The sequence below is a fragment of the Clostridium sp. CM037 genome (assembly GCF_055081095.1).
On sequence record NZ_JBSJEN010000002.1, the window covers coordinates 24854 to 37720 of the forward strand.

Below are 12867 nucleotides of genomic sequence, written 5' to 3' on the forward strand. Positions count from 1 at the left end.
AGGTTTTTGTTATTAAAAGGTAGGTTTTTGTTGCACATTAGTAGGTTTTTGTTGTGGACACGCCAGTTCGTGCCACTCATACCAACTGTCCGATTGAAAAGAAACTCTTTTAAACTCTTTTAAACTTTTTTAAACCTTCTTAAACTACTACACGAGGATTTTGTTGTGGTTTAAGAAATCTGTGGATAACTTATAAATTAGGCCTATATATTATTAATAAGATTATACCGTATTCTTTTAGAAAAATAAATATATGCTTATTAAATACAGCATATATTTATTTGAGTATCTTTTCTACTCTTCCTTATTAAATCTTAAGGCGTTTATAGCCTTTACAATTATCAAATCAACAAACTCCGACTTATCATACCCTGTCCTATCTTTCCCTGCCCCACGACCTGCATATTCAGCGATTAAGGCTATCGTAGATTCCCTCATAAAAAAAGTTGCATATTTTTTCTTATCTCTATTCTGTGTCTTCAATTTAAGTTGTATTGGAGAATTATCATCAACCACCTTGGTTTCCTTAGATTCGTCCTTTCTTTCAGTCGTTTCTTTTTTTGATTTAGTTTTATTAATTACTTTTTTAGGGACTGTATCTCTCTTAGGTTTAGATTTAGAAGGGTCACCTGCCACGATGTCAGTTTTATTTACCTTTTCTACCTCAGGTGCAGAGGTAAGTACTTCTTCTTTTTTTTGTAATAGCGAATTGTGTTCTTTTAAGCCTAGAACATTTTCATTAGTAAACATACTTTTAATTTTAGTTCCTTTTTTTATTGCCATCTTATATCGCCTCAATTTCTTTTAATTCTTTTACAAATTCTACATATGCTAGATAACCTGCATTCTTCACATCATAGTAGCTAATAGGTAAATTCACTAACGATGTTTCTTGTAATCTTATATTGTTTGGAATTATAGTGTCAAATGATAATTCTTTAAGTATAGGGTTTTGATGAACATAATGTATAAAATCTTTTGAAATCTTAATCCGTTTATCATATTTATTTATTAACAAGCCACAAATATTATTTTCTATTTCAAGTTCATTACAGAGAGAATCCCATTGACTCATTATATTCATTGCTCCTTGAATGCTGTGCATTCCAATCTCTGTGACAATAATAATACTGTCTGAAATAAATAAAGCATTCAAATTGGAAATACTCATAGCAGGAGGAGTATCACAGATAACATAGTCATATTTAGAAAGATACTCTTCGTTCTTCTTCATCCATTTTTTCATAATTCCATGTCTCAGCGTTACAGATATAAGTTCCATTTCTGTAGCGGTAAGTCCTTTGTCACTAGGTATCAAATCTACAGTAGGCATATCAGCAATAGGTTTTTCTAAAATTACATTTATAGGAGCAATATCATTTTTTAGAACATTACTTATGGAATCGTACCTTTCTGTAAATTGACTTATATTGAAATTACTAGTCATATTTCCTTGAGAATCGAAATCTATTACTAGAACTTTCTTATTTTCCTTGGCAAGGAAACCTACTAAATTAAATGCAACATTGGTTTTACCTGTGCCACCTTTCATGGTTGTGAATGATAATATCTTTGGATTAACCATTAATTTCTTCTCCTTTATTATAAATGTATTTTATTATTTTATTTTAACATATTTTGTTATAAATTAAAATGGTATTTTGCCTTAAAATAATTAATATAAGTATATTACAATAGTATATACAATACAAATAAAATATATTATATAAATAAAATACAATATAAAATATTTTATACAATACAATTAAAATACTTTATAAAATAAAGATATATTTTTATTTTATAAAGTGTTTTAATTTAGTAATTATTATATTATGAAAAAAATGTAATAATACATTTATATTTTAAGGAAGCCTGGTAAGTAAAAGGTTACTTGACATTATATTGGTAACTTTATATACTCTAATTATATTAACTAGTAGATGGTGTAAAATACATATGAGGTTAAAATTTACATTTAAAAAGAAGGGTAAATATATAACTGTTAGACCAGATAGTTTAATTTAAGCTATCTATGATTTATCACCAAAACAGAATGGTATTTTGGATATAGTAAGCGTGAATATGATTTCAAGGAGAGCTAGAGAACAAATTATTGGGATGAAATTAGAGCGTAGTTTAATATGTACGGATATATGTTTAAAAAAAGGTGGTGGTTAATGTAATGAGTGATTTAGGTGGTGTACGTAATAGACAGTCGTCAAAATTAAACAGCACTAATATATTAAAGATTTTAATTTTAGATTTTTTAATTAAAGATGGGAGCTGCTATGGGTATGAATTATCAGCTAAGATAGAAGCTGAAATGAATTACATGTGGAAACCCAGTAATGGATTAATATATCCATTACTGCGCCACATGGAAGAAAACATGTGGTTAGTGGGTTGGTGGGATGAACCTGATAAAAAGACTCGCAGAAATTATAGAATTACAGATGAAGGAATAAAGCATTTTAACTTTATAAAATTAATGTATAAGCCGTTATTAGATGAATCTCTTGCTATTACACAAGGAGTATTAAATAAAATTTATACTAGTAAATAAAATACAAAAAACAGGTTGTCAATTATGACAATGTCATAATTGACAACCTGTTTTTTGTTTAAGGGTAGTTTTGCCTATCCCACCAAAAAGGTATATTAGGGGCAGGCAAAATATATTACTAATGTGGATTTTAGGCGTCTTATATGGGGTAGCATACGCAAAAATGATATTTCGTACGCTAAGAGAAATACAACTCCATAAATGTAAAAATATTACTTCTTAATTTAAAACTTAAATTATTATGTTAAGCATGTAATATTTGGGGTAAAATTATATATTAATAACAAAATTATGTAATTATTTAACAATTAGTTTATTCATAAAGTAATTTATACCATCATATATATTTAATAATGATGTAGAATGGAGATGATTTTTATGAAATTTAAATCGATAACAATGATATTAACATTACTTTTATTTATTCTTGGTATATCTGAATTTATGATGATATTTATGAAAATAGAATTACCAACAATAATGGTAATAATATCTACTATACTTTTATTTATTATTAGTATGACTGATTATATAAAAACTAAAAAACTACGAAAATTAGCATACCCTTTAATTATGATTTATTTTTTCGTAGGAATGCCTATCATAGAGGGATTTATAGAAAATAAAGTTCTAAATATTGGTTTTGGTGTATTAGGTTTTATTGTCACTATTATATTTGTATATAATGACTTGATAATAAACAACAAAGCAAAGACCTTACAGCCATTAATAAATATTTCAGGAGGATAAGTTAATGGAACGAGAAAAGAAATGTCCAGACTGTGGTTGTGAAAAGATTGCACAGGCTAAACTTGATATTAATGCAAAATTATATCCTATTGATGCATTTTTCAAAATTATGAATGGGTCAGAAGTGAGTGCAGAGGTATGTACAAGATGTGGTTATATTTTAAATATGAGAGCATCAGCACCAGAGAAATTTAAGTGATAATTCACCTTTTTCTTAAATTACGTTGTAACCGAATGTACGATTTTACTTAAAACCTTACATTCGTAAAAATAGCATAAAGCGTTTATATATAAGGGCTTATAGTAGATTTAACTAAAGCCTTTTTTCTTATTGTATATTTGAATGTATTGTTTTATATGATATATTATAAATATAGTACATTGATTCTGTGCCCTTTGGGACACTTTTTAGGAGTGAATTTATGATAGTAGAACCCTTAAAAGATAAAAAGAAGATAAATGATTTACTTACTTACCTAAAAGGAAAAAATGAAAGGGATTGGATCATGGCCAAGTTCCAGTTGAACACTGGACTTAGAATAAGTGATGTAGTTAAGGTGAAGGTAAGTGATATTTTAACGGAAAAGTTTAATTTTAAAGATTACTTTGTGCTGCAGGAGCAAAAAACAAATAAAGAAAAGAAGATAAAGCTAAATGACAGCATTAAAAAAGCGTTAAATGTCTATATAAAACAAAATAAGCTCGGACACGATAATTATATCTTTAGAAGTAGAAAGGGCTTAAATGAGCATATAAGTGTTACACAAGCCTATAGATTATTAAAAAATGCAGCTGTAAGTATAGGTATAGAAAACTTCGGTACCCATTCTTTAAGAAAGACCTGGGGTTATTGGACCTACAAAGTAAGCAGATATAATATAGGGTTAATTATGGACACATTCAATCACAGTAGCCAGAAGATCACATTAAGATACATAGGAATAGATCAGGTGGCTAAGGATGAACTTTATAGCTTAGTTCAATTTTAACAAAGGAGTAATTTTTATATGATTTTAAACAGAAGAGAGTTGCTTACTCAGCAACAAAGAGAAGAACTTATAAGTATTCCATTTGAAAAAAATGAACATCAAATGAGTGTATTTTATATGTTATCAATTGATGATATTGAAATAATAAACAAACACAGAAAAGATTTTAACAAATTAGGATTCGCTCTGCAACTAGCTTTGCTTAGATATCCAGGCTCTTCTATTTCTAACATAAAAAATATTCCTTATTCAGTTGTTAAATATATTGCGGATCAATTAGATTTAGAGCCTAAGGTATTTAATTCGTATGCTGAAAGAGATACTACAAAAAGAGAACACTTAGAAGAAATATGCATTGAATATGGATATAAAAATTTCTTAAAGGATGAAGATAAATTTTTATTTGAGGAAATCTTAAATTATGCTATGGAAAATGATAATTCAACTTTTCTCATAAAAAAGGCTCTAGAAATATTAAAGAAAGCTAAAATAATATTTCCTGCAATGATAACTATAGAAAGTATTGTTTGGTTTGCTCGTGAAAATGCTGATAACATTACATTTAAATCTTTAACAGAAAACATAACATTAGAGCAAAAAAAACGTCTTAATGCTATATTAACGCCAATGAACGATACGATAACAACATATTTATCATGGATAAAAAGTGCTCCATTAAATCCTTCGGCCAAAACATTTAAAGAAATAATTGATAGAATAAACTATATAAAAAGTCTTCAAATAAATATTAATATAAAATCAATACATCCAAACAAATTACGCTATCTATCAAGACTTGGATATAAATATGATGCATATGCATTACGTCGTTTTGAAGAAATTAAGAGATATTCGATATTGGTAGTTTTTCTAACTGATTTAAATGGAGAATTAATTGATCAAGCTATTCAAGTACACTCAAAGCTTATGATTTCACTACATTCTAAAGGATTAAAGCTTAGGGATGAACTGAATGTAAAAAGTTCAAAATCCGCAAATGAAATAATGCAGCTTCATGTTAAACTTGTAAAAGCTATAGATACTGCCCTTTCAGAAAAGAAAGATATTTCAAAAGAGTTAGAAAATCTAGGGAAATGGGAAATATTTAAAGAATCTGCGTATAGTGCTGAAAAAATAATACGACCATCAAACAACGATTATCTTGATTTGCTAGATAGTAGTTTTGGGAATTTAAGAAAATATTCTCCAATTCTTTTTAAAAATTTAGAATTTCATCCATCAAATAATTCTACCTCCTTAATAAATGCTGTTAATGTCATAAAAGATATGAATGATAACAACAAACGGAAAATTCCTGACGATGCTCCTGTAGAGTTTATTTCAAAACGCTGGAAAAATCATGTATGTAATGAAGATGGTACAATAAATAAACGCTATTATGAAATGGCAGTTCTAACTGAATTAAATAATGCAATTCATGCAGGTGACATATGGATTAGTGATAGTAAACGTCATAAAAATATAAATGAATATCTTATTAGCGATGAAGACTGGAAGAGTTCTTGCTTAAAAAATGAAGTAGGTATTTCTGTAAGTTTATCAATAGATGATTATTTAAAAGAACGGAAAGAAACGTTATTAGACAAGTTACAATATGTATCAAAAAACGCAAAAAATCTTGAAGATGCAAGTATTGATGGCGGTAAAATTTCATTAAAAAGATTGGAAAAGAATGTTTCAGAAGAATCTGAAAAGTTTAATTCTATGATTTATGGAATGATTCCTAAAATAAGTCTTCCTGAATTACTTTTAGAAGTTTCAGAATGGACTCATTTTGAACAGCATTTAACCCATGCATCTACAGATAAGCCTCCTAAAAATGAGGAAATATCTATATTGATGGCAGCAATAATGGCACTTGGTACAAATATAGGAGTTCAAAAAATGGCAGATTCAACATCAGATATTACATATGCTCAAATGGCGAATATATCAGAATGGAGACTCCATGACGATGCTTTAAAAAAAGCTCAAGCTACCCTTGTAAACTATCAGCACCACCTTGACCTATCTCAGTATTTTGGAGATGGATCAACTTCATCCTCAGATGGTATGCGTGTTGAAGTTGGAGTTTCCTCCATTTATGCTGATAAGAATCCGCACTATGGAATAGGCAGAGGCCTTACTATGTATCGTCATGTAAGTGACCAATATTCTGCTTATAATATAAATGTAATTGCTACTAATACAAGGGATTCGCTATACTTGCTTGATGGTATATTGGGACATGAATCTGAGCTCCAAATAGAAGAACATTATACTGATACAGCTGGATATACAGATCAAATATTTGGATTATTTCATTTGTTTGGAATTAAATTTGCTCCAAGAATAAGAGATATATCAGAATGTGTTTTGTTTTCTTTTAAGGATACTGAGGAGTTCTATAAGACAATTAATGATATTGTTAAAGGTCGTATAAATGTTAAATCAATAACTGATGATTATGAATCTGTATTAAAATTAGCACATTCAATATCTATAGGTAAAGTCTCAGCATCCTTAATTCTAGAAAAACTAGGCTCCTACTCAAGAAAAAATAGTATGGCAAAAGCATTAAGGGAAATGGGTAAAATAGAGAAGACAATATTTATATTGGAATATATATCTGATAAAAACTTTAGAAGACGCATTCAAAGAGGATTAAATAAAGGTGAAGCTATGAATGCATTAGCAAGGGCTATTTTCTTTGGCAAATTTGGAGAATTTAGAAGAAGAGCTTTACAAGAACAACTACAAAGTGCCAGTGCTTTAAATATTATAATTAATGCAATAACTATTTGGAATTGTGTTTATTTAAATAAGGCAGTTGATTATCTAAAGAGTAATGGTGGATTTGACGAAAGTCTCTTAAATAACCTATCACCACTTGGATGGAAGCATATAAATTTTCTAGGAGAGTATAAGTTTAATTTAAATCAAAATGGGGATTTAAAAGATTTAAATCTTTAATAAAAACGCTTTTGAGCCTAAATAATTACATTTATGGGGCTGCATTTTTCTTAGCGTACGAAATATCACTTTTGCGTACGCTACCCCTGGTTGTAATCAGTGGAAGGAAGGTTGTAAATTAACAATTTGGAAGACCATAGCAGGTAAAAAATTAACAGAAAATCAAGCAATACAGCTTATTGAAAAAGGTAAGACAAATAAAATAAAAGGTTTTAAAAATAAAGCTGGAAAAAAATTTGATGCTTCTTTAAAGTTAGAAATTACACAAGTTAAATTCGATTTTAATAATTAAGTGTGGTAATTAAAGAAGAAAAATTATTTGATGTTTTTGCTTTATTTTTTTGTAGCCGTGGTTCTAATTATTTCATCTAATATTAGGGTAAATAAAAAGACTTACTAATTTTGAAAGTACTCTAAAATCTAAAATAGCGACTATAAACAAAAGATTAGTTTAAATTATATACCTATAACATACCTTAACTTTAGGTATGTTATAATAACTATTATAGATATTATTTAGGTATGGTTTAGGTGTTAAATATCAGTATTCAGGTATATTTACTAATAGAATAAATGTATTTTTTGAAAATATACCTAAGTTTAATGAAATTTATTTTGAATTTAGGTATACAGCTATTGTAATTATTTTGGTTTCGGTATAATATAGGTATATAATAAATTTTGAAGCGGGAAAGGGGATTTATAAAAATGGGAAAAACTATAATTATGGCATTGGATGCAGGAAAATACGATTTAAAGGCAATTGGGAGGAATACGGAAGGTAATCCTGAGGATATTAAAAGAACAAAATTTAGGGCTAAAATGTATGATATGGCAAAAGGTTTTATTGAAGCGGAAGGTAATTCTTACAAAGTTGAATTAGATGGAAAAACTTTTATTGTAGGTGAACAAGGTGAGCAGAGTAGTAACGAAACTTCTAAAACTTCATTGCTACATAAATTATGTGCGTATGTTGCTATAACTAAATATTTAGAGCCAAACACAGAGGACAATCATATTAAGATAGTTCTAGCTTGTCCTATCACAATTTTAAAGAACGTTGAAGCAAAAGAAGAATATAAGAATTTTATCAAAGGCGATGGAGTTATAAAAATTAATGTTAATGATGAAAATTATGAGTTCTCAATAGATGAAATAACAATTAAAGCAGAAGATAGTGGGATATTATATCTTAATCCTGAATGGTTTCAAAATAAGAAAGTTGCGTTACTTGGGTTCGGTGGTCTAAATATGAACTTTACAATTTTTGAAAATAGTGTTGCAGTACCTTCTTCAAGATTTTCTATTGAATTTGGTAGTAATAGATTAATAATAGATTTAGCGGATACTTTAGCGGTGGCTTTACGAGGTAAAAATGTTTTATTCGAGGATGCTGAAAGAGCGTTAAATGAAGGTGTATTAACAATACTAAAAAAACCACAATCTAATACAATATCAGTAATTGAAAAATTCAAAATTGATTTTATAATAAAAGCGAAAGAAGAATTAAAAATGCGTGGTTATAACTTAGATCTAATTGAAGTTGTTGCAGTTGGTGGAACTGTTCTTAAAATAGAAAGTGCATTAAAAGAAGTGATTGGAACTGAAATAAACATTCCATCTGAACCACAATGGGCATCTATAGAAGGGTTATACAGAATAGCTTATGTTAAATATGTAAAAAAACAATAGAAAGAAGGTGTTGTAATGCCGAGTGTAAAGCAGGGTGGAGGTTATACATTAACTTTTTCTAGAAAAAATCAAGTTGTAAAAGATTTACTAGATTCTAAAAAAGCTGAGGGGTTAGTTGTAACAGAATATATTTGTAATGCAATAAAATTTTACGAACAATATAAGGATAGTATTGAAAATGCTATGAGTATGAATATGGTTGAGGAATTGGTTAATAAAAAAATGGAATTGTTAAAAAAAGAACTTTTATCAATCCCATTAGCAATAGATAAAGAAGAAATTAATTTTAATTTAGAAGATGTAAGCCCAAACTTAGAAACTTCAATTAACATTGAAGATGATTAAATTAAAAACAAATAAAATAAGGTATAATCCCGAAGGGCGCCACCTAATTCGCAATTAAATTGTATCATTTGGGGTTCCAAAAAGGTTTGGAAAAAGTCTAAACAATACATACAAAAGTATTACAAAAGTATTTATATGTTTAGGTGATATCCAAATATATGATTTTTTTATAAAAAGACAAGAAAGACAGGACGAGAGCAATGGACACCTTGTCACTAACATTCTGTAGTTATTTACTATGTTAGTTGACCACTTCCATTTCTCTTGTCCTGTAGTACGTAAAAAAACAGGTTATTTTTTTGTCTGCTTAAATTCATCCAATGGTGATTTATCTCTTTATTAGGGGTATGAAGAAAATAGCTGTCACCAGATAAGTATTATTTTTGTATTGCATTTCTTGAAAAAGTACTAAATCAAATTTACAAAACATGGAGTGCCTATTTCAGCAAATTCACATCAAATATACATATGGTAGACTCCTTCGCCTCTTTCTCATAATAGTTTTGTTATTAATTATTTTTATTATATCTACTATTTATAACCGGACTCTCTTTCAAATCCGCCTTTTGGTGGATTAATTAAACAACAATATTTTATATAATCACTTATAGTAATATTAACAACCGCTGCCTTTTCTAAAAAAAAATTTTAACTTCATTCAATCTAATCCTTAAATCTGCTATACCTATAAATTTATTGAACTCACATCTTTTATATAGCTAGTTTTATTCCACTCTTTATTTTATGTGTTATTTACGGGTAAAGCCAACATACATTGTACATAAATGTTAACTCAACTGTTAGAGTTTGAGTGCCGAAGAATTAATATTTATTCTGAAATTACTACCCCTCTTATTATTTATAATTTTTTTGAAGTATTTGTTTTTCAATTTTGCAACTTAAACCCTTCCCTAAAGAATGTTGGGGAACTGGAATAGATTTACCTTCAAAATTAGAATATATTTTATGTGAACCCTTTTGTCTTACTGGTTTAAATCTACTAGTTTTTATAATTCTATCAATTTTTTTATTATGGGTCTTGATGGTTACTTCTAAAGGCTCTTTGATGCTAAAAAAATTATATAAAGCAACTTTTTCAGCTACTATTAATCTTATTGGTGAAATTGATTTTTCGGCTTCTCCTTCATATGTATATGTAGTCCCATGAATAGCATCATTTAGAAGATATTTTATTCTATCAAATAATATTTTAATTTTAAAATTAAGAATATCAGTAGTTTTACCTAACCCTAACTCTTTTGACACATCGATTATAGAAAGTAAGTAGTGTATTTTATTTTTTGTTAAATCGGCTGCAATTTTTGCAACTTCAGCATAAAAACCTCTAGATATATATAAACATTCATCTTGTTCTACTATTTTAGAATTCAAAGTAATTAATTTTGTATCATAGTCTATCATGTTAATGTTAAAGCTTTCAAACGTGGTCATTTTAGACATTGTTTTTTTAGGTATCACATAACTTCTTGATCAAATTATAGTGTTCTTTCCCTTTCTTATCTGCAAATTCCGCTATTATGTCACTCACATTTTCAATTAAATAATCTTCAATTTCAATTTGTATAGTTTTAAAATCTTTTACTAATTTATTTTCTAGACCTATAGTGTTTTTCGTAATATAACCCTTTTATGTAATCATATTCCTAATTATATCAAAGAAGGAGTCATTATGATAACAATGGTATAAGCAGAATGGCAATAATAACTAAACAAGAGAACATTAATTCAATGAAGATTCAAGAAGAACTAAAAAAAGCGCTAAAAAGGATACATTATTTGGAAGTTTTATATATTATTTTCACTCTTTGCTAGCTAAAAATTCTCCATATTTCAATTGGTATACCCTGATTCCAGGCCATAAAGCAAAAAGTAGTACTCATACTATGGGTCCCTATATGAGTACTCAGCTTTACATTATCCAGTATGTCTTTAAATATTCTTCAGGCCATTTTTACACCTAAAGGGTTATTGCCTCCTTGTCTTGATTTAAATATATATTCATCATCAGATGGCTTATCTATATACTCAAAATACTCTAAAAGAGCTTTTTTTATAGAGTGATTTATAGGGAAAACTGTTTGTTTGTCTTTTTTCAATTAGCCTAATTTCTTTTTTTAGTTCCCCAATTTCATAGAAAACATCCTCCCATTTTAATTTTACAATATCGATTACTCTTAGAGCTGAATTTATACCTACAACAAATATAGTATAATCTCTTGAATTTTTTACTGCCTGAATTTCTCTTTTACTTTTATCGGATCTACTGTTTTGCTTCTTTTTTTCATTTTATTATTTGCCATTTTTAGCCTTCATTTAGTCAGTATTATCAATACTATAATTGTACTTTAACTAATTTTTTTTGAGTGAAAAAGTAAGAGCTTTATCATTTAGTGATTTAAACCCTAGATGTATCAATGCTTTGCAGTGATGTTATATACTTTTTCGAGTTAGAACTATTTAGTATTAATTCTAAGTTAGAATATTTTGAAAAAAATATATTTTCGGTAATAACCGTCTTAACGTATATTTTACGCGTTATTCGTATTATATCATAAGTGCTACGTCTGGAAGTAATTATAAGCTTTTGTGGGATAATAATAAAATTAAATTATAAAAATCGCGAAAATTTCTTTTCAATAAACAAAATATGACATTATATTCTCGGAAAGGGATTATTTGTCGAAAAATTATGCAATATTAATACAAATTATTACAAAAAAAACTATTAAATAGGCGTAAGGTATAATAAGAACGAATTTGCGAACAAAAAAGTGAGTATTTAAATATTAGGTATAAATAAAAATGTATAATGGAGCGATTTATGAAAATCTATGCTGTGAAGACTTTAGATATTAGCGAAAAAGAGCTAGGTAATATATCTTTATTTATTGATTCAGAGAAAAGATGTAGAATTGAAAAATTTATTAATAAAAAAGATAAGGTTAGAACACTAATTGGGGAAATATTGATAAGAACTATAATTGCTGAAGAGTTGAATATTGGGAATAAACATATAAAATTCGAGAAAAATCAATATGCGAAACCATATTTGAAAGGGCAGCCCAAATTCAATTTTAATATATCTCATTCTGGAGATTTTGTGGTATGTGCAATTGATGATAAACCAATAGGAATTGATATTGAAGAGGTAAAGTACATTGAGTATGAAGAGCTAGCTAAAAACTTTTTCTCGGTGATTGAATTTAATTATATTGTTAAAGGGGATTTAGGTATTCAATTAAGTAAATTTTATGAAATATGGACGTTGAAAGAAAGTTACATTAAATATTGTGGACAAGGTCTATCAATACCATTAAAATCATTTTCTATTGGTATAGATAAATATGAGGATATTAAAGTGAGTATTAATAATGAGTGTAAGGAACATGTATTTAAGCAATTTGAGCTTGAGGCAGGTTATAAAATGGCTATTTGTTCGCTAAATAAAGTTATTCCAAATGAAATAATAGTAATAGATCAGTTTGTTTTAATTGATGAGTATTACAAACTAGGTGAATAAGGGGGTGAGAT

At 28.0% G+C, this 12867-nt stretch carries 13 protein-coding genes; 9 read left to right on the forward strand and 4 right to left on the reverse strand.

Going from position 1 to position 12867, the window contains the following annotated elements:
* Nucleotides 1-294 precede the first annotated feature (294 nt).
* Both ACWJKP_RS20340 and ACWJKP_RS20345 read right to left on the reverse strand, forming a co-directional pair.
* Nucleotides 295-783, reverse strand: a complete 489-nt coding sequence (locus ACWJKP_RS20340; protein WP_462961721.1) for a hypothetical protein — start codon at nt 781-783, stop codon at nt 295-297.
* Between the two features lies 1 nt (nt 784).
* Complete coding sequence (locus ACWJKP_RS20345) at nt 785-1585, reverse strand: ParA family protein (protein WP_462961722.1); 801 nt, start codon at nt 1583-1585, stop codon at nt 785-787.
* Between the two features lie 600 nt (nt 1586-2185).
* Between ACWJKP_RS20345 and ACWJKP_RS20350 the strand changes: the two genes are divergently transcribed.
* From ACWJKP_RS20350 to ACWJKP_RS20385, 8 genes are all read left to right on the forward strand, one after another.
* Nucleotides 2186-2566 (forward strand): PadR family transcriptional regulator, encoded by a 381-nt coding sequence (locus ACWJKP_RS20350; protein ID WP_462961723.1) that lies wholly within the window; start codon nt 2186-2188, stop codon nt 2564-2566.
* A gap of 378 nt (nt 2567-2944) precedes the next feature.
* Complete coding sequence (locus ACWJKP_RS20355; protein WP_462961724.1) at nt 2945-3316, forward strand: hypothetical protein; 372 nt, start codon at nt 2945-2947, stop codon at nt 3314-3316.
* A gap of 4 nt (nt 3317-3320) precedes the next feature.
* Nucleotides 3321-3515 carry a transcription initiation factor TFIIIB gene (locus ACWJKP_RS20360; protein WP_462961725.1) on the forward strand — a complete coding sequence of 65 codons (195 nt, stop codon included), beginning with the start codon at nt 3321-3323 and terminating at the stop codon, nt 3513-3515.
* Between the two features lie 223 nt (nt 3516-3738).
* Nucleotides 3739-4305, forward strand: coding sequence for a tyrosine-type recombinase/integrase (locus tag ACWJKP_RS20365; RefSeq protein ID WP_462961726.1), 567 nt, complete (start codon nt 3739-3741; stop codon nt 4303-4305).
* A gap of 18 nt (nt 4306-4323) precedes the next feature.
* Complete coding sequence (locus ACWJKP_RS20370; RefSeq protein ID WP_462961727.1) at nt 4324-7278, forward strand: Tn3 family transposase; 2955 nt, start codon at nt 4324-4326, stop codon at nt 7276-7278.
* Nucleotides 7279-7342: 64 nt separating this feature from the next.
* Entirely contained in the window at nt 7343-7570 is a 228-nt protein-coding gene (locus ACWJKP_RS20375) for a topoisomerase C-terminal repeat-containing protein (protein WP_462961737.1), read from the forward strand.
* A 416-nt stretch (nt 7571-7986) separates the two neighbouring features.
* Nucleotides 7987-8970: a ParM/StbA family protein gene (locus ACWJKP_RS20380; RefSeq protein WP_462961728.1), complete on the forward strand. Its 984-nt coding sequence runs from the start codon at nt 7987-7989 to the stop codon at nt 8968-8970.
* A 15-nt stretch (nt 8971-8985) separates the two neighbouring features.
* Entirely contained in the window at nt 8986-9315 is a 330-nt protein-coding gene (locus tag ACWJKP_RS20385) for a hypothetical protein (RefSeq protein ID WP_462961729.1), read from the forward strand.
* Between the two features lie 855 nt (nt 9316-10170).
* Here the strand turns inward: ACWJKP_RS20385 and ACWJKP_RS20390 are convergent.
* Together ACWJKP_RS20390 and ACWJKP_RS20395 are read right to left on the reverse strand one after the other, a co-directional pair.
* Complete coding sequence (locus tag ACWJKP_RS20390) at nt 10171-10794, reverse strand: type II toxin-antitoxin system HicA family toxin (protein ID WP_462961730.1); 624 nt, start codon at nt 10792-10794, stop codon at nt 10171-10173.
* A gap of 482 nt (nt 10795-11276) precedes the next feature.
* Nucleotides 11277-11432, reverse strand: a complete 156-nt coding sequence (locus ACWJKP_RS20395; protein WP_462961731.1) for a hypothetical protein — start codon at nt 11430-11432, stop codon at nt 11277-11279.
* A 725-nt stretch (nt 11433-12157) separates the two neighbouring features.
* Here ACWJKP_RS20395 and ACWJKP_RS20400 point away from each other — a divergent pair.
* Entirely contained in the window at nt 12158-12856 is a 699-nt protein-coding gene (locus tag ACWJKP_RS20400) for a 4'-phosphopantetheinyl transferase family protein (protein WP_462961732.1), read from the forward strand.
* The last annotated feature ends 11 nt before the right edge of the window (nt 12857-12867 follow it).